20 protein-coding genes are annotated in these 18,142 nt (G+C 37.8%); 11 read left to right on the top strand and 9 right to left on the bottom strand.

The window, feature by feature from the left end; translation table 11 throughout:
• Nucleotides 1-18 precede the first annotated feature (18 nt).
• From AAGF08_RS06015 to AAGF08_RS06000, 4 genes are all read right to left on the bottom strand, one after another.
• Complete coding sequence (locus AAGF08_RS06015; protein WP_343510229.1) at nucleotides 19-435, bottom strand: cytochrome c maturation protein CcmE; 417 nt, start codon at nucleotides 433-435, stop codon at nucleotides 19-21.
• Between the two features lie 11 nt (nucleotides 436-446).
• Nucleotides 447-689, bottom strand: a complete 243-nt coding sequence (locus tag AAGF08_RS06010; RefSeq protein WP_343510228.1) for a CcmD family protein — start codon at nucleotides 687-689, stop codon at nucleotides 447-449.
• Nucleotides 690-692: 3 nt separating this feature from the next.
• Nucleotides 693-1,367 carry a cytochrome c biogenesis protein CcsA gene (ccsA, locus tag AAGF08_RS06005; RefSeq protein ID WP_343510225.1) on the bottom strand — a complete coding sequence of 225 codons (675 nt, stop codon included), beginning with the start codon at nucleotides 1,365-1,367 and terminating at the stop codon, nucleotides 693-695.
• Nucleotides 1,368-1,518: 151 nt separating this feature from the next.
• Nucleotides 1,519-2,184 carry a heme exporter protein CcmB gene (locus tag AAGF08_RS06000; RefSeq protein WP_343510224.1) on the bottom strand — a complete coding sequence of 222 codons (666 nt, stop codon included), beginning with the start codon at nucleotides 2,182-2,184 and terminating at the stop codon, nucleotides 1,519-1,521.
• A 149-nt stretch (nucleotides 2,185-2,333) separates the two neighbouring features.
• Here AAGF08_RS06000 and crtD point away from each other — a divergent pair, with 149 nt between their 5' ends.
• The gene (crtD, locus tag AAGF08_RS05995) at nucleotides 2,334-3,806 is read left to right on the top strand and encodes a 1-hydroxycarotenoid 3,4-desaturase CrtD (protein ID WP_343510223.1); all 1,473 of its coding nucleotides are present in this window, start codon (nucleotides 2,334-2,336) and stop codon (nucleotides 3,804-3,806) included.
• Here crtD and AAGF08_RS05990 read toward each other — a convergent pair.
• Nucleotides 3,803-4,312 carry a regulatory protein RecX gene (locus tag AAGF08_RS05990; protein WP_343510222.1) on the bottom strand — a complete coding sequence of 170 codons (510 nt, stop codon included), beginning with the start codon at nucleotides 4,310-4,312 and terminating at the stop codon, nucleotides 3,803-3,805. The two genes, crtD and AAGF08_RS05990, sit on opposite strands and share 4 nt — an antisense overlap.
• A 72-nt stretch (nucleotides 4,313-4,384) precedes the next feature.
• Between AAGF08_RS05990 and tpiA the strand changes: the two genes are divergently transcribed.
• The 6 genes from tpiA (at nucleotide 4,385) to AAGF08_RS05960 (ending at nucleotide 10,247) form a co-directional block, all read left to right on the top strand.
• Nucleotides 4,385-5,146 carry a triose-phosphate isomerase gene (tpiA, locus tag AAGF08_RS05985; protein ID WP_343510221.1) on the top strand — a complete coding sequence of 254 codons (762 nt, stop codon included), beginning with the start codon at nucleotides 4,385-4,387 and terminating at the stop codon, nucleotides 5,144-5,146.
• Between the two features lie 4 nt (nucleotides 5,147-5,150).
• Nucleotides 5,151-5,978 carry a 50S ribosomal protein L11 methyltransferase gene (prmA, locus tag AAGF08_RS05980; protein ID WP_343510220.1) on the top strand — a complete coding sequence of 276 codons (828 nt, stop codon included), beginning with the start codon at nucleotides 5,151-5,153 and terminating at the stop codon, nucleotides 5,976-5,978.
• Between the two features lies 1 nt (nucleotide 5,979).
• Nucleotides 5,980-6,168, top strand: coding sequence for a hypothetical protein (locus AAGF08_RS05975; RefSeq protein ID WP_343510219.1), 189 nt, complete (start codon nucleotides 5,980-5,982; stop codon nucleotides 6,166-6,168).
• 89 nt (nucleotides 6,169-6,257) lie between these two features.
• Complete coding sequence (recJ, locus tag AAGF08_RS05970) at nucleotides 6,258-7,982, top strand: single-stranded-DNA-specific exonuclease RecJ (protein ID WP_343510217.1); 1,725 nt, start codon at nucleotides 6,258-6,260, stop codon at nucleotides 7,980-7,982.
• A gap of 1 nt (nucleotide 7,983) precedes the next feature.
• Complete coding sequence (lptB, locus tag AAGF08_RS05965) at nucleotides 7,984-8,721, top strand: LPS export ABC transporter ATP-binding protein (RefSeq protein ID WP_343510216.1); 738 nt, start codon at nucleotides 7,984-7,986, stop codon at nucleotides 8,719-8,721.
• Nucleotides 8,721-10,247 carry a GH3 auxin-responsive promoter family protein gene (locus AAGF08_RS05960; RefSeq protein ID WP_343510215.1) on the top strand — a complete coding sequence of 509 codons (1,527 nt, stop codon included), beginning with the start codon at nucleotides 8,721-8,723 and terminating at the stop codon, nucleotides 10,245-10,247. The genes lptB and AAGF08_RS05960 overlap by 1 nt, the downstream gene beginning before the upstream one ends.
• A 25-nt stretch (nucleotides 10,248-10,272) precedes the next feature.
• On the opposite strand, the gene AAGF08_RS05955 is transcribed toward AAGF08_RS05960, so the two are convergent.
• The 3 genes from AAGF08_RS05955 to AAGF08_RS05945 form a co-directional block, all read right to left on the bottom strand.
• Nucleotides 10,273-11,625: an NAD(P)/FAD-dependent oxidoreductase gene (locus AAGF08_RS05955; protein WP_343510214.1), complete on the bottom strand. Its 1,353-nt coding sequence runs from the start codon at nucleotides 11,623-11,625 to the stop codon at nucleotides 10,273-10,275.
• Between the two features lie 25 nt (nucleotides 11,626-11,650).
• On the bottom strand, nucleotides 11,651-12,937 hold the full coding sequence (gene kynU, locus AAGF08_RS05950) for a kynureninase (RefSeq protein ID WP_343510213.1): 1,287 nt from the start codon (nucleotides 12,935-12,937) through the stop codon (nucleotides 11,651-11,653).
• Nucleotides 12,938-13,012: 75 nt separating this feature from the next.
• Nucleotides 13,013-13,525: a 3-hydroxyanthranilate 3,4-dioxygenase gene (locus tag AAGF08_RS05945; protein ID WP_343510211.1), complete on the bottom strand. Its 513-nt coding sequence runs from the start codon at nucleotides 13,523-13,525 to the stop codon at nucleotides 13,013-13,015.
• A gap of 119 nt (nucleotides 13,526-13,644) precedes the next feature.
• Here AAGF08_RS05945 and AAGF08_RS05940 point away from each other — a divergent pair, with 119 nt between their 5' ends.
• Together AAGF08_RS05940 and AAGF08_RS05935 are read left to right on the top strand one after the other, a co-directional pair.
• Entirely contained in the window at nucleotides 13,645-14,634 is a 990-nt protein-coding gene (locus AAGF08_RS05940) for a membrane dipeptidase (protein WP_343510209.1), read from the top strand.
• A gap of 4 nt (nucleotides 14,635-14,638) precedes the next feature.
• Nucleotides 14,639-15,250, top strand: a complete 612-nt coding sequence (locus AAGF08_RS05935) for a thiamine pyrophosphokinase (RefSeq protein WP_343510207.1) — start codon at nucleotides 14,639-14,641, stop codon at nucleotides 15,248-15,250.
• Nucleotides 15,251-15,253: 3 nt separating this feature from the next.
• On the opposite strand, the gene prmC is transcribed toward AAGF08_RS05935, so the two are convergent.
• Nucleotides 15,254-16,093 (bottom strand): peptide chain release factor N(5)-glutamine methyltransferase, encoded by an 840-nt coding sequence (gene prmC, locus AAGF08_RS05930; RefSeq protein ID WP_343510206.1) that lies wholly within the window; start codon nucleotides 16,091-16,093, stop codon nucleotides 15,254-15,256.
• Between the two features lie 56 nt (nucleotides 16,094-16,149).
• Here prmC and AAGF08_RS05925 point away from each other — a divergent pair, with 56 nt between their 5' ends.
• Both AAGF08_RS05925 and AAGF08_RS05920 read left to right on the top strand, forming a co-directional pair.
• Nucleotides 16,150-16,962 carry a hypothetical protein gene (locus AAGF08_RS05925; protein ID WP_343510205.1) on the top strand — a complete coding sequence of 271 codons (813 nt, stop codon included), beginning with the start codon at nucleotides 16,150-16,152 and terminating at the stop codon, nucleotides 16,960-16,962.
• A 56-nt stretch (nucleotides 16,963-17,018) separates the two neighbouring features.
• The coding region (locus AAGF08_RS05920; RefSeq protein ID WP_343510203.1) for an RsmB/NOP family class I SAM-dependent RNA methyltransferase at nucleotides 17,019-18,142 on the top strand (1,124 nt) is incomplete at its 3' end.

The raw sequence follows: 18,142 nt of genomic DNA, 5'->3' as shown, positions 1-18,142 counted from the left end.
TATTCTTTCTACTCTAACTCACATTCCAGCCGCCTGCACGTCCGTTTCCTGATATTTGGATGGGCATTTCATCAGGATTTTATCTGCAATGAAAATATCATCTGTTTTGAACTGTCCGATGACAACCACTGATTCTGATCTTGTAAAGTCAGCAGGTACAGGTTCATTATAAAATACTTCTTGCTCAGTACCATCATTGTCAACCAAAACAAAAGTAAAGGATGTCTTGTCTTCTCTTACATTTAATCCAACTACCTCACCTGTTTGGGTTTTCTTTAATTGACCCACAACGTGGATTGGCTTGTCATTTCCTTCTTGCTTCATTTCCATGGCAGTATTGAAGCTTTCATAACTACTTGCATCACCGATGGAAGTCATGATAATTATTATTGCAACAGCAATAATTCCAATTCCTATAAGATGTCCTTTTTTCATGTTTCCAAAGTTTAGGATTGAATTGTCTTTTCAAGCTTGCTGATCTTTCTATCAGTACTGATCAAATAGGCTGTAATTCCAGCGAAAATCAATACAATTACACCGACCAACACATAGATTTTACCATCTGCTCTCATAGCATCAGCCATTTCAACAGAATTGTTGGAATAATCAGACTCTTTCACGGGTATTTTCTCTTGTGCCAAAGCACCTAGTGAGAAAATCATGAGAGCTATAATCAGTAATTTTTTCATCAATTATGAATTTATCATTCGATCTTCTAATACCCTTTCAACCCTACGCATTCTCACACGAACAGTTGCAATCCAACTGCCTAAAAGTGTCCAACCTATAATTGCTGGATAAAAAACCATTCTCAGTTTTGAATCCAAATCATATGCATTAAAACCTGGGTTGCCACCGTTACCTGGGTGAAGACTGTCAGTCAATCGAGGAAGTACGAAGATCAAAGGTATAAATGCCGCAAAGGCAAAAATGTTATAAATCGCACCAATCCTTGCTCTTTGTTGTGAATCTGTAAGCGAATTACGAAGAATCAGATAGGCAAAGTACATGAGAATCCCGATTGCTGCTGCGTTTTGTTTGGGATCTCCACTCCAGTAATCTCCCCAGGTAAATTTTGCCCAAAGCATTCCTGTCACAATCCCCAAAACTCCAAAAAGGATCGCTGAACCAGCAAATTCAATTGCCATGTCATCATTTTTAATATCATTGGTCCGTAAGTATTTTATACTATAAAACACTGAAACAATCAGCATCAGTATCATACCAAACCACATAGTGACATGAAAATGGAGAGCTCGGATCGTTTCATTTAGGATCGGAAGACGGGGCACATCCATCAGCAAACCTGCAGTTAAAGTATAGAGCAGCAGTGCGATGGTAAGTATTTTCCACCAACTTTGGCGCATAGGGTATTTTTGCTAATTAAAGCGCAAAAATAACTCATAAGTTCCTGATTTCGCTGCTTTTTCTTAAGTCTTTTAAACTCTGGGGCTACAAAGGTTTGTAATCCTTATAAACGGTATCTCCAATGTCTAATTTAATCCTTCAATTCAAAGACTACGATTTCCATAAATAAGGAAACAAAATATAGCCAGCAGCAGCTACAATGGCATTGATCGCAACAAGGCTGATGATTTTGTCCGCACTCACACTCCAGTCTAAACCATCCATGGCATTTTTGGAAATTCGGATTGCCATTAACAAGATCGGAATGATCACCGGAAAACTCAAAATAGCCATGAGAGTTGAATTATTTCCTGCTTTAGAAGCAATCCCACTCACCATTGTGAGGCTCGCAGAAAAACCCATTGCACCTAAAATCAAATTCAATAAAAATAACCCTTGGTCTTGCACTGGATTCCCAAGGATGACAGAAAAAACTCCATAGCCTAGTAATGCCAAGAGCAAGGTCAAACCTGTATTATAAATAATCTTGGAAAGGATAATTGATTCAGGGGAGGCAATCATATAATAATAGAGCTGTCGACCTTGATGCTCTTGTACAAAACTTTTTGCAACTGCGTTGACTGCTGAAAAAAGAATTATAATCCAATATAATGCATTCCACGTAGGGATAGAAATGTTTCCAGACTTCGCCCCAACACTCAAATATGTGATAAAAACTGCTGAAACCACGTAAAGTAAAATCCCATTTAACGCATACTTCTGTCTCCACTCTAAGGTGAGCTCTTTCTGAATCAAGACTGAGATTTCTTTTAACATCTGCCAAAAGTAAGCATTGGGGGTGTAATATTAAACTGAATACAAAATCAGTAATCCTTTTCGGAATTGATAAATAGAAAAATCAATGACGTATTTGTAAATGGATTTGCCTTTAAAAAAATACTAGTTTAGCAGATGAATTAAAACTCATGGCAAAAAAAGCATTAATCATTGGTTCTGGTATAGCAGGCATCGCTTCTGCAATCCGCTTGGCGCTGAAAGGATACGATGTTGAAGTCTTTGAAGCGAATTCTTATCCAGGAGGTAAACTTTCAGAAATTGAAATTGGAGGTTATAGGTTTGACGCAGGACCATCTCTATTTACCCTTCCAGAGCAGGTTGAAGAACTATTTTCTTTAGCAGGAAAATCTCCGAAAGAACATTTTGATTACTTGAGACTCCCGGTAGCCTGTCATTACTTCTGGGAAGATGGGAGGAGTCTGAAAGCTTTTTCTGATCTAGATAAATTTGCGGAAGAGGTTGAAAAAAAATTAGGAGAACCTTCTAATCATGTTAAAAAAGCTTTAGAAAAATCTTCCTTCATTTATGAGCACCTGTCACCTCTTTTTATGCACAGATCATTGCATGAATTAAAAACCTGGACAAATTCTAAAGCTTTAAAATCCTACTTAAAAATGGGGAAACTAGGGATTTTCATGACCATGAATGAGGCCAATGAAAAGCAGTTTGATAATCCCAAACTCGTACAACTTTTTAATAGATATGCGACCTATAATGGCTCCAACCCTTACGAAACCCCAGCTACATTAAATATCATTCCGCATCTGGAATTTAACATAGGCGCATTTTTTCCAAAAAAAGGAATGCATGACATCACATTAAGTTTATATAAGCTTTCTCAACAGCTGGGGGTTTCTTATCATTTTGACCAAAAAGTGGAAGAGATATTAGTACAAAATGGGAAAGCTATTGGAGTGAAAATTGAAGACAAATCCATCAAAGGAGATTTGGTAATTAATAACATGGATATGGTCAATGCCTACAAGACCATTTTGAAAAAACAAAGACAACCCAAACTGCTTTTAAACCAACCAAAATCAAGTTCCGCACTTATTTTTTATTGGGGAATTCAACGAAATTTTCCAGAATTAGACCTTCACAACATATTCTTTTCGGATAATTATTTAGAAGAGTTTGATCATATTTTCAAAAAAGGAAGTATATACCATGACCCTACAGTTTATATAAATATTACTTCAGTTTATAAGCAAGACGATGCCCCTAAGGATAGTATGAATTGGTTTACAATGATTAATGTACCCAATAATACGGGTCAAAATTGGGACAGAATGATTGCTGAGGCTAAGAAAAATATAATCCATAAACTCAACCGGATTTTAAAAACCGACATTGAGCCTTTGATTGAAGTTGAAGAAATTTTAGATCCACGAAAAATTGAAATTAAAACTTCCAGCGCCCAGGGAGCACTTTATGGGAACTCTTCCAATAATAAGTTTTCAGCCTTCCTCCGACATGCGAATTATTCTTCAAAAATTAAAAATCTCTATTTCTGCGGAGGTTCTGTTCACCCAGGAGGAGGTATTCCACTTTGTCTTCTTTCTGCAAAAATCATGTCTGACATGATTCCGGATTCCAACTAATTCTCAAAACCTAAATCCGAAATAGCATCTTTAATTAAGTCTTGCTCAAAACCTTTGGAAAAAAGGTATTGGATAAGCTTGTATTTCTTTTTGTAGGGATCAGATTCTTTGATTCTTTCCCAATGCTTTTCAACTTGGGATAATAGCGAATCATAATATTCAACTGGATCGATTTCAGAAAGCCCCTTTCTAATATCTGCTTCATTGATTTGGCGCATTTTTAATTCTCTGGAAATCCGACCTCTACCCCATTTTTTCATTCTAAATTTACCTCTGGCAAAAGATTTTGCATAGCGCTCTTCATTGACAAAATTCTCCTGAATTAAATAATCTACTAACACATCAGTGTTTGAATCTTTTATTCCTTTTTCATAAAGTTTACGTCTGATTTCCCAGATACATCGCTCCTGATAAGCACAAAAAGTAGAGAGTTTTTCCTTCGCTTCATCCAAGCTCCAAGACTTTTTTATTGACTGATCACTGTTATTTTTTCGCCAGACGGACATTTTCTTTAATTTTAGGACAAATTACCCTTGAAATATCTTCTTTCAAACCGAATTACTTTAAACACCCTAACTATGAGTAAGAAAATCGTTGCCGGCAACTGGAAAATGAATATGACTTTTGAAGAAGGTCAAAAACTGACTTCCGAGATTGTCAACATGTACAAAGATGAAAATGTAAAAGATGTACTTGCCATCTTAAACCCACCATTTCCACATATTTTCCCAGTTAAGAAATTGATTGGTGATACTTCGGGAATTTCCTTAGGAGCGCAAAATTGTTCAGATAAAGAATCTGGAGCATTTACCGGTGAAGTTTCCGCAAAAATTTTAGCTTCTTTTGGTGTAGAATATGTCATCATTGGGCATAGTGAAAGAAGAGAGTATTTCAATGAAGGGAACGAACTTTTAGCAGTTAAAGTCAAAGAAGCCCTTTCACAAGGTTTAAAACCTATTTTTTGCTGCGGTGAATCTTTGGATATTAGAACAGCAGGAACTCATGAACCAAATGTTAAATTCCAATTGACTCAAAGTCTTTTTGGTTTAAGTCCTGAAGATTTCAGCAAAATAGTTATTGCTTATGAACCTATCTGGGCGATTGGTACAGGAAAAACGGCTACAGCTGAACAAGCGCAAGAAATGCATGCTGCTTTAAGAAGACATATTGCAAGCAAATATGGAAAAGATATTGCTGCAGAGACTTCGATATTATATGGAGGAAGCTGTAATCCAAAAAATGCGAAAGAGATCTTCTCAAAACCTGATGTGGATGGAGGTCTAATTGGCGGAGCCTCGTTGAAATCAAGAGACTTCTTAGATATTATTAAATCTTTCTAAAAAAATGGACTACCTGGAATTAAAGATTTCCTGCCTCGAAGATTTCAGGGAAATCCTCATTGCGGAGTTGGCAGAAATAGGCTTTGATTCTTTTTTGGAAACTGAAGAAGGATTGGATGCCTATGCTCCGGAAAATGAATTTGATAGGGAGGCCTTTCTAGAATTGATAGAAAAGTATAAGCTCCCGGCTGAAATCACTTGGCATGAGAGTAAAATGCCAAAAGTCAATTGGAATGAAGAATGGGAAAAAAATTATGATCCCATTGCTGTAGATGATCTCGTATTTGTCAGAGCTTCTTTTCATCAACCAGACCCAAGATATAAGTATGAAATTATAATCAATCCCAAAATGTCATTTGGGACGGGGCATCATGCGACCACTTTCCAAATGCTCAAACATCAGGGAGAAATTGATCATAAAGGGAAACGCGTATTGGATGTAGGGTCCGGAACCGGGATTTTGGCCGTCATGGCGCATTTACTTGGAGCAAAAGAAGTTGTAGCTTTTGATATTGATGAGTGGTGCGTGGAGAACGGAAATGAAAATTTTGACTTGAATGGATTAACTACCCGGATGGAAATCGGAACTATCAGAGAAGTCAATCCAGAAGGTCCTTTTGATATAGTTTTGGCAAATATTAATAAAAACGTGCTGCTGGATGAAATGAAAATCTATGCAGATTTAACTTCACCACAAGGTTATTTATTGCTTAGCGGTTTTTATAACGAAGATGTAGATGACCTTTTGGAATGTGCCAAGCCACTTGGATTCAGTTTAACGAGAAAACAGAGCAAGGACAATTGGGCAGCCCTGATTTTACAAAAAAAATAAAATGAACGAATTAATTATTTATGCTATCATTTTTGCTGCTTTGATTGGACATTGCCTATTAGCAGGAAAAATGTATCGTTCTGTGCATCAAGATTCAAACCTAAGTATTCGAGAGAAAAATGACTGGAAATTAAAAGCACTCATTTTCCCAGGGTATTTTTGGTTTCAATACAAAAAGGGGAAAGCTTAAATTCAAAATCTTTATTGTAGAACTTTTTCATCAGTTTAGGCGATTAATTTAGATACTGTTTTACCTTTTATAAATTTAGAGAGCAAACCATGGAGTACGTTTGGAAGCAAAAGCCCAGAGCATCGATAGAGCTAGTTGAGCAATTAGGAAGGGAAATCAATGTTAATCCTATCCTTGCCAATATGCTCATTAATCGGGGGGTAGAAGGCTATGAAACTGCTAAAAATTATTTCCGCCCTAGCCTAAGCCATTTACATGATCCTTTTCTCATGAAGGACATGAAAGAAGCTATCGATAGAATAGAGGAGGCGATAATGCGGAATGAAAAAATCATGGTTTACGGAGATTATGATGTCGACGGTACCACAGCGGTCGCATTGGTTTATAGTTTCCTTCAGACCTTTTATTCCAAAGTTGATTTTTACATCCCTGATCGCTACAAAGAAGGCTATGGCATTTCGGATAAAGGGGTACGATTAGCCGCAGAAAATGACTATAAGTTAGTTATTGCATTGGACTGCGGAATCAAAGCCATTGATAAGGTCAAAATGGCCAAGGAACTTGGCGTTGATTTTATCATTTGTGACCATCATACGCCAGGAGATGAACTACCTCAAGCGGTAGCAGTGCTGGACGCCAAAAGAAAAGATTGTAACTATCCCTATAAAGAACTCAGTGGCGCAGGAGTTGGATTTAAGCTGATTCAAGCATTGGCAAAAAGAAGGGATATCGATGAAGCTACCTTATATCCTTACCTGGATTTGTTGGTGGTAAGTATCGCTGCAGACATTGTTCCGATCACTGGAGAAAACAGAATTTTGGCCTATTATGGTCTGGACCAAATCAACAATACTCCCCGGCCTGGTCTAAAAGCACTTATGCTAAGTGCTAAAATCGAAAAGGAAATCGGAATCTCTGATATTGTTTTCAAGATCGGTCCAAGAATCAATGCCTCCGGCCGGTTAGAGCATGCAAAAGCCTCTGTAGAGCTATTGATTTCAACTGATTTGAATTTGGCCATCGAGCGTGCAAAATTGGTAGATGAAGTAAATACTACACGAAGAAATTTCGACGAAAATATTACCAAAGAGGCTTTTGAAATGATTGCAGATCGGGAAGAGTCCGTTGCCTGGAATTCTACTGTTCTCTTTAAAGAAGACTGGCACAAAGGTGTAATAGGGATAGTGGCAAGTCGATGCATCGAAAAATATTACAGGCCTACAATTATCCTGACAGAATCAAATGGTAAAGCAACAGGCAGTGCCAGGTCAGTTGTAGATTTTGATATTTATGAAGCGATCGCAGAATGTGCAGGACTCTTAGATCAATTCGGAGGACATAAGTATGCTGCCGGACTTACTCTCTCGGTGGATAAAGTACCTGATTTTCAGGTAATGTTTGAAAAGGTAGTGAAAAGCAGGATAGAGGAAGCACATCGCAAACCTGTCATTGAAGTTGATGACGAGTTACTTTTAGATCAAATAAATTACAAATTTTATAATATCTTGAAGCAAATGGCGCCATTTGGACCCGGGAATGCTGAACCTGTTTTTCGGATCAACCAAGCTTATGCCGAAAATGTCATCATCTTAAAAGACAAACATTTGCGTTTCAATATTGTACAAGACGGGCAAGTAACAAAACCGGTTTGTTTGGGCTTTGGACTAGCAGATCGAGCTAAAGATCCAGATCATACCATCGTAAAAATGCTTCAAGGCAAAATGCGCTTTGATATTGTGGCTGAAATGAGAGAAAATTTTTTTAGAGATAAATCAAGTTTGCAACTATACGTAAAAGACATCAAATTCGACTGATATGATGCTAAGAGCCGAAAACCTTGTCAAAATATACAAAGGCCGCCGTGTGGTTAATGATATTTCTGTTGAGGTAGAACAAGGTGAAATTGTGGGCTTACTTGGCCCTAATGGTGCTGGTAAGACAACTTCCTTTTATATGATTGTGGGTTTAATTCAACCCAATGAAGGCAAGATTTTTCTTGAGGAGGAGAATATTACGAGCTTACCAATGTATAAAAGAGCAAAACTTGGGATTGGATATTTGGCTCAAGAAGCATCAGTTTTCAGAAAATTATCAGTAGAAGAAAATATCATGGCAGTTTTGGAAATGACCAAAATGCCGAAGCAAGAGCGTAAGGAAAAAGTTGAGAGTCTATTAGAGGAATTCAGTTTGACTCATGTTAGGAAGAATCTGGGAATGGTTCTGTCTGGTGGCGAGCGAAGAAGAACAGAAATTGCCCGAGCATTGGCGGTTGATCCAAAATTCGTTTTATTGGATGAGCCATTTGCCGGCGTGGACCCAATAGCAGTAGAGGAAATCCAAACCATTGTTGCAAAGCTAAAAGATAAAAATATTGGGATCTTGATCACGGATCATAATGTCAACGAAACCCTTTCCATCACTGATAGAGCTTATTTAATGTTTGAAGGAAGACTTTTGAAAGCTGGAACAGCAGAAGAGCTAGCTGCTGATGAGCAAGTGAGAAAAGTTTATTTGGGTAGCCAATTTGAGTTGAAACGTAAAATTTTTAAGTGATGGAGGTATTAAATTCCTTTATGACCTGGATTTTCAAAAACCGAATAGGTCAGATTGAAAACTTTAAAAAGAACCCAATTCAGGTACAGGATACAACATTTTTCGAATTAATTGAGGCTGGAAAAAACACCGAATTTGGAAAGGAATTCGACTTTGCATCAATCAAACATTATGACGATTTCGCAAGGCAGGTACCAATTTTAGATTACGAAGGAATCAAACCTTACATTGATAAGACGATGAAGGGTACTCAAAATGTACTTTGGAATACTGATATTAATTGGTTTGCTAAATCTTCAGGGACTACCTCTTCAAGAAGTAAATATATTCCAGTGTCAACCGAAAGCTTGGAAGATTGCCACTATAGCGGTGGCAAGGACATGGTATCACTTTATATCGCAAACTACCCAGACTCCAGACTTTTCGCAGGTAAAAGCTTGACCATCGGAGGAACACTTGAAAAAAACCCTTTAAATCCACAAGGTTCTGCAAGAGCTGGTGATATCTCTGCTGTCATCATGCAAAACCTTCCAATTTGGGCTTACTTTGTAAGGACCCCTTCTTTGGAAACTGCATTGATGAGTGAGTGGGAAGCCAAGATTGAAAAAATGGCAAGAGAAACCATGGATGAAGATGTGACTTGCATTGCAGGAGTTCCAACATGGACAATCGTATTAATGAAGCGTGTTCTTGAAATAAAAAAGGCTAAAAACATTTTAGAAGTATGGCCTAATTTAGAAGTTTTCTTCCATGGAGCAGTTGCTTTTGGTCCGTATAGAAGTCTATTTAAGGAACTGATCCCATCCAAAAAAATGCGCTATGTGGAGACATATAATGCATCAGAAGGGTTTTTTGGAATTCAGGATCAACCTGACTCGGAAGAACTTTTGCTTCTTCTGGATTATGGAATTTTTTATGAATTCATCCCCATGGAGGATTGGGAGAAAGAAGACCCAACTGTAGTCCCTCTTGCCGGAGTAGAAATTGGAAAGAACTATGCACTAGTTATCAGTACGAATGGAGGTCTTTGGCGATATAAAATTGGAGATACAGTTAAATTCACTTCTACAAAACCCTATCGTTTTAAAATAACTGGTAGAACAAAGCATTTCATAAATGCATTCGGGGAGGAAGTAATCGTAGAAAATGCCGAAAAAGCAATCCAATATGCTGCAGAGCATACTGGAGCAACTATTGTAAACTTTACCGCAGCTCCGGTTTATTTTGATAGCTCCGGCTCAAAAGGTGCACATGAATGGCTAATAGAGTTTCATAAAGAGCCTTCCGATCAGATGAAATTCAATGAGCTTTTGGATCAGCACTTGAGAGAGATCAACTCGGATTATGATGCAAAAAGACATAAAGATTTAGCTTTAATCGCTCCGATCATCCACCCAGCGCCCCATGGAATATTCGAAAACTGGCTTGCAAAAAAAGGAAAACTAGGGGGGCAACATAAAGTTCCAAGGCTTTCTAATAGTAGAGAATATTTAGATGAGATTTTAAGTCTAACACAAAAAATTTAAAATCTTATCTAAAAAAAGCGGTCTATTAGACCGCTCTTGCTGTTTCCATCTGAAATATAATATCCTCATAATCAAGCTTATTCCAATTCTCTGTAATCAAGGGATCTTCCATTACCCTATCCATGATTGCTTCCTGAAGTTTCCCTTGTGCATAGGCTTCCGAGTAACTGATATCGGAGAAAGTGACCATGCTATACAATGGAATCCAATCATTTGGATATAGTTCGTATAGTTTCGCCTCGATTTTCTTTCTTAATAAAAACTTAGGGTCAGCGACAGAATCTCTCATTTCTATGAAATTCTCCATTGCTAATTGACAGATCGCATCGGTATCGCGCTTTCTATTTTTCTGAAATTTCTCAAAAACCAGATCCCAGGTATTCGTTCCAAGTTTGTCAATTAAACTATTTAGGATATAACAATCCTCAAAACCGCAATTCATGCCTTGCCCGTAAAAAGGAACCATTGCATGAGATGCATCACCAATCAGTAAACTTTGGCCCTGTACCCAAGGGTAACAATCAACATTTACTAAGGCAGAGGTCGGATTCCTAAAAAACTCATCTACCAAGTCCGGCATCAGTTTATAAGCATCATCAAAATAATTACTAAAGACACTAACCAGATCAGTTTTATCAAGGATTTTATCAAAACAAACTTTAGTTCCTTCAAAAGGCAAAAACAGCGTACATGTAAAGGATTTATCGGGGTTTGGTAATGCAATAAGCATAAACTTACCTCTAGGCCAAATATGTAAAGCATTTGGGTCCATCGCAAATTCTCCATTTGCGGTAGCTGGAATAGTAAGTTCCTTGTACCCATGGGAAATATATTCCTGCTTGTAATTGAAGCGAATTTTCTTTTGCATGCTCAGCCTTAATGCGGAATATGCTCCATCTGCTCCAATGAGAACAGGTGCTTCAAGTTTCATCTCACCTTGAGGAGTTTCAAAAGTAACTTCCTGGGAAGGAAAGTTTACTTCCAGACATTTATGCTCAAATTTAAATTCTGCCCCTAATCTTTCTGCCTCTTCAGCAAGAAGTTGATTAAACTTTCCTCTTGAAATAGAATAGATTGCTTGATCTTGCTTGCCATAAGGAATAAAAGAGGTGCCTCCATGTTCATCATGGATTTTCCTGCCAAACATCGGAATGGAAAGAGGTAAAACTTTATCCTTCAACCCAACTTCTTCTAAACTTTTCCACCCTCTATGACTTAAAGCCATATTGATCGATCTTCCTCCTTCGTAATAAGGTGTTTTACGCTTATCCGGTCTCTTGTCGTACACCGTGACATCAAGGCCTTGACGCTTGAGATAAATTGCTATTAAAGAACCGATTAGACCAGCTCCTAAAATAGATATTTCATTTTTCTTCATTCGGATAAGTTTTATCCCAGTTTCTTTAAGCGAATTTTTTAAGGCTTTGTTCCAAAATCAGACCAAATCTGTAAACATCCAAGAAACTATTATACAGAGGAGTAGGTGCCAGTCGAATTACATTTGGATTTCTCCAATCACCCACAACTCCTTGACTATACCATTCATCGAATACAGCTTTACCTCCACGATGAATGTGCAAAGATAGTTGACAACCTCTTTCAGCAGGGTTATTTGGGGTAATAATTTCCAAAATACCCGATTTTCCACCAATTTGCTCAATTAAAAAAGCCAAATAACCGGTTAGCTTTTCACTTTTTGCTCGTAAATTTTCTATTCCTGCCTCCTGAAAGATATCTAAGGAAGCCTGATGTGCAGCTAAAGCCAATACATTGCTATTTGCAACTTGCCATCCATCTGCACCATGCATTGGAATAAATCCTTTCTCCATCAAAAACCTTTGACCTTCATCATATCCCCACCAACCAGCAAATCTTGGAAGGTCAGGTCTATCAGCAAATCTTTCGTGAACAAAAATTCCAGATACATTACCTGGACCTGAGTTCATATATTTATAGCTACACCAGGTAGCAAAATCAACATTCCATTCATGCAATTTCAGTCTAGCATTGCCAGCGGCATGCGCTAAATCAAAACCAGCATATGCCCCTTGATTATGTGCTGCTTCAGTGATTGATTTTATATCAAAAAGTTGACCAGTATAATACTGAATACCCGCCATATTAACCAGAGCCAAGGAATCTCCCTGATTTTCTATCTCCCTCAGAATATCTTCAGTTCGCAAGGTATGTTCTCCTTCTCTTGGATTCAGCTCTACAATCACTTCATCAGGATCTAAACCATGAAACTTTACCTGAGACTCGAGCATATACATATCCGAAGGAAAAGCCCCAGCCTCAACGATTATTTTGTTCCGTTTTTTGGTCGGTTGATAAAAGGACACCATCAGGAAATGTAGGTTTGAAGTCAAATTATTCATAGCCACTACTTCATGTGTATGGGCTCCTACTATTTCCGCCAAGGCAGGTTTCGACTTTTGCCGAATGTGATACCAGGCATTTTCTCCATGAAAATGCCCATCAACTCCTAATTTAGCCCAGTTATCAAGCTCCTTATCTAAATACGATTTTACAGACTTCGGTTGAAGCCCCAATGAATTCCCACAGAAATAAATGGCTTCTTTTCCGTTTACCTGAGGAAAGAAAAAACGATCTCTAAATCCTTTCATTGGATCTTCAGCATCCATTTTTTTGGCAAAATCCTCTGAAAACTTGTATTCTATTTGGGTCATATTTTAATATCTTAATTCAACAGGATTCTATTAAAAACTCTGATTTTTTCTATTCTGGGATGAAAAGAATTTTTATTATTTTTCCATTACTGTTCCACAGTTCTTACAGGTTCTATTTTCTGGATTCGACCAGAATCTCTCCATGATCGGAGGAAGCTGGTTGACTATATCTGTGACGTCTGCATACTCTTCATAAAGCTTTTCTCCACAATTCTCACAATGCCAGATAAAGCCATCTTTTTCTCCCGCTTTCCTATATCGCTCAATAACCAAACCAATGGTATTTGCTGGTCTTCTTGGAGAGTGCGGAACTTTAGGAGGAAGTAGAAAAATTTCTCCCTCTTTGATGGAAACATCAGTTGGCTTACCATCCTCAATGATTTTTAAAGTTATATCTCCCTCAATCTGGTAGAAAAACTCTTCTCCCTCATTGTAGTGATAATCTTTTCTGGAATTGGGTCCACCCACTACCATGATGATAAAGTCCTCATTATCAAGATAAACTTGCTTATTGCCTACCGGTGGTTTTAGCAAATGTCTATTTTCATCGATCCATTTTTTGAAGTTGAAGGGTTTTAAAATTGCCATTAGCTTTTTATTTCGGTTAAAAATGAAATTTGCCTTTCAAAGTATGTAACACTAATCAGGCTTAAAAGTATTAAAAATCATGCGCTTTTTTGGTTTACTTTGTTTCAAAGCCCAAAATCATGACTCTACCCATTGTCGATCTTCATTGCGATTTGCTTTCCTACCTTGCTAAAGTACCCGCAGCCAATCCTTATTCTAAAGATGATATTGCATGTGCAATTCCATTTCTAAAAGCAGGAGGAGTTCGGATGCAGGTTTTGGCTATTTATACTGATGTCAATCCAGATTCGATGAAGCTTGCAAGCAAACAAGCTGATATTTTTCAAGGATTATTAGAGAAAAATCCATTGGATTTAAATTTTGCCGGTCCTGAATTTCTTGCCAATTGGAAAAGTCAAAATAACGTTGGAGTAATTGCATCTGTAGAAAATGCTGCTGGATTTGGTAATGAAGCCGCCACTATAGAAGAGATAAAAGCACAGTTCGATAGCATTCTTGAAAAAACAAAAAAACTGGCTTATATCAGCTTAACTCATCATACAGAGAATCGATTTGGCGGAGGTAACTATACCGATGGAATTGGACTGAAAGAAGATGGCAAACGCCTGCTGGATTATATGGCAGGCAAAAAAATACCCGTCGATTTATCCCATTCTTCAGATTTACTCGCGGAAGGTATTTTCAGTTATATCGATGCCGAAAAACTGGATATTCCCATAATTGCCAGCCATTCTAACTTTAGAGAAATCTGGAATCACAGAAGAAATTTAACCGATGAATTTGCAAAGGAAATTATCTTTAGAAGGGGAATCATTGGAGTCAATTTCTTGAGAGCATTTTTAGATACCGAGGTACCTGAGAGGTTATTTGACCACATACTACACGGATTTCACATTGGAGGAAAGAAAGCGATGTGTTTTGGCGCAGATTTCTTTTACACCAAGGATTTTGGAGACCCTTCCCGGATTCCTTTCTATTTTCCAATAGCAGAAAATTCCAGTAAGTATCCTTCACTTTTAGATCATTTAGAAAATGAACTAGATGAGCAAGAATTAGCTAATCTAGCATATAAGAATGCCTTAGACTTTTATAATAACCTCTGGAAATAATCACATGTCTTCTCATCATTTTGTCAAGGAACAACAGGAACCGGCAGTTTTTATTTTGAATGCTGATGAGATTCATTTTGATCAGGTTTCTCCGCTTCTTGAATGGGTACCTACGGTTTTGGTTGCTGAAGAGGCTTTAGATCAGGTGCTAAGCTGGGGAATCAAGATTGACGTAATTTTAGCAACCGAATCATTTCAAAAGGAAAACATCCAATTACTGGAGGAACAATATCCAATTAGGTTTTTAAATTCAACTCAAAAAGATTCTCTGGAAGAAGGTATAGGGTACCTAGTAGCAAATAATCACTATGCAGTCCATTTAGTAGGAATTCCCCACCTGCAAGCTTTGGAACTGGAAGAAAAAATAAAACTTTTGGATCTCACAATCATAGATGGCAATTGGAAATATTACCCCATTAAAGAAGGAGAATTCAAAAAATGGTTTTCTAAATCCACTATCCACATTCATGCGAAAGAAGGTCTTCCGGTGGAGATAACTAACGAAAATGGGCAGCTAATTCTGCCCATCACATATGCTACATTTTTAGAAGTTCCAGAAGGGATTACCGAAATTAAAGCGCCTGGTATTTTTTGGATCGGGGAGCAGATTCGTTAAGATCTATCCAGCAAATGTCGCAGAAACCATTCGGTTTTTATCATTTAGATCCCTAACCAAATTGATATCCTGATACCCAAGTTTTTCCAAAAGATCTACTGTTTCAGGACCGAAATTATTATGAATTTCGTAATATAACTTCCCTCCTTTTTTTAACAATAATTTGCCCTTTTCAGCAATTACTCTGTAAAATAAAAGTGGGTCATGATCAGGTACAAAAAGAGCCAACCCAGGTTCAAAATCTCTAACATTGCTGTGTAGATCCACCCATTCTGCTTGCGGAACATAAGGGGGATTACTCACCAAAATATCCAGGTCCGAAATTGCCGGTAGGTCTTTCAGAATATCGAGATGAATAAAAGTAACCTTCGCTTCTAGTTGCTCCGCATTTTGTAAGGCAACTTCAATCGCATCTTCAGATACATCAACTGAATACACTTCTGAATCCTTCATCTCAAGTGCCAAACTAATTGGAATACAACCAGACCCAGTGCCAATATCCAAAATTTTCATTCCTGGCTTAGGATTTTCTTTAATAATCATATGTACCAACTCCTCCGTTTCATTTCTCGGAATCAACACTGATTCATCCACAAAAAAATCACGCCCATAAAAGGGAGCTTTTCCAATAATATATTGAACAGGTTCCCCGGTTTTCAAACGTTCGAAATCCTGATAAAGAGATTCTGAAAGATTATTTTCTTCAAAAGCTTCGACCATATCCACTTTCCGAAGTCCCAGATGGTATTCCAGAAGCCAATTGATCAAATTAACTGCCTCCTCAGGAGAATATTGGGTGAGTTCCCCCGCCCATCGTTTTACTAGTTCGTTGTAGTTGCTCATAGCTGTTGCGAATGGCCTTATTTTACCGTAAAGGTAGCAATCCCAATTCTTTACTTATGAAAAAATTTCAACTACTGATTTTTACATTGTTTTTCTCTCTCAACGTAATGGCTCAAAATACGGATTCCAAATTCTGGTTTGGATTTGATGCCAGCTATTGGCAAAAAGCTATTCACAATTCAGACCAATTAGCAATTCAGCGGGATATGTCAGGAAGTATCCGTCCGATGATAGGTTTCAATCTTCAAAAAAACTGGTCTATAGGAATCATTGCTAATTTTAGTTCTTACCAAGAAAAAGTCTCTCCATCTGAATATAGCTATCCTATCTATGGTGCTCCAGACGAAAATGGTGATTTCCCATTAACTGGCTACAGAAATATTTATCAAGAAGCTTCTTTAAAAAATAACTTAAGAGGCTACGGAATCTTTCTAAAGAAAGCTATTCCCGTGGGGAAAAAGATTTCTATCAATTTCAGTGGGTATGGCATGAAAGAATCAGGAAAAGAAGGAAAAGTATTACTAGCTCCTGATTTTGGATATTTTGGATTTTTCTATCCTTGTATTAATTGTTTAAGTATTGCATATGTAAGAAATGAAATACCATTGGCGGAGACCAATTGGAAAATCGGACTTGACTTTGCATTTGCTTACAAGTTAAAACCTTGGATGGTCTTGGAGGTTAGAGCAAATCTACTTGAATACAGAAAGCAGATTTTAAAAGATAAAAGAGAGCTCTACACTGATATTGAAGCTGTATATGATCCATTTTATGCAGCGACGACCCAATATTTTGGAAATCATTATGATTTTGGATCAGCTATGGCACGTGATGGGATCCGGTTTGGATTGATCTTTAGCCCATTTTAAAATCAGATTCTGAGAGAACAGAAAGAAAACCTACCTTTGTAGAGAATTTCTTTCTAATGAAACTACATAACAATACGATACGTGGAGTGCATACTGCACTTGCAGCCATTTTCGAAGAAGGTCAATACGCAGATAAAGTAATCGAACGGACACTCAAATCAAACCCAAAATGGGGTGCTAGAGACCGCTCGTTTATAGCAGAAACAACCTATGAAATGGTTCGTTGGTGGAGATTGATCAATTATTTAAGTCCTTCTAATAATCCATACGATCTTTTTGGAACTTATTGGCTCATGCAGGGACATAGCTTGCCACCGTGGGAGGAATTTTCAAAAATCCAACCCGAAAAGCTAAAAGGAAAATACGATAAGCTTGAAGATCCTGCTTTGATCGAATCCATTCCCGATTGGTTAGAGGAGTTGGGGCAGAAAGAATTAGGTGAAAAATGGGAAGCTGAAATTCACAGTTTAAATCAGGAGGCTGATGTGGTTTTGCGGGTGAACACCTTAAAAACAACTCGTGAGCGTCTTAGAAATATGTTGGCTGAAGCCAATATCCAAACGCATATTATTAAAGGATACAAGGATGCCTTGATCCTGGATGAGCGCCAAAATGTATTTAGACATCCAGCTTTCAAAGAAGGATTATTTGAAGTTCAAGATGGTTCATCACAATTAGTGGCAGAAGCGCTTGCCGTTGAACCGGGAATGCGGGTCATTGACGCCTGCGCAGGTGCCGGAGGAAAATCATTGCATTTAGCCGCTTTGATGGAAAACAAAGGAAAAATTCTCAGCCTAGATGTGGAAGAATGGAAACTTCAGCAAACTAAGCTCAGAGCAAGAAGAGATGGGGTTTCTATCATTGAGCGAAAAGTCATTGAAGGATCAAAAACTATCAAGCGATTAAAAGAATCCGCAGATAGATTATTATTGGATGTCCCCTGTTCTGGACTAGGAGTTTTAAAACGAAACCCAGATACCAAATGGAAGTTAAATCCGGAATCCATAGAAAAAGTAAAACAAACGCAGCAGGAAATTCTACAATCGTATCCATCTATGTTGAAACCTGGAGGACAGATGGTTTATGCAACTTGTAGCATTTTACCTTCCGAAAATCAGGAGCAGGTTCAGAAATTCTTGGAAAGTGAAGCAGGAAAAAACTTCGAATTAATAGAAGATCA

It is taken from the genome of Algoriphagus sp. SE2, assembly GCF_039563885.1.
Lineage (GTDB): Bacteria > Bacteroidota > Bacteroidia > Cytophagales > Cyclobacteriaceae > Algoriphagus.
This window is presented reverse-complemented; position numbering and strand designations above follow the sequence as displayed.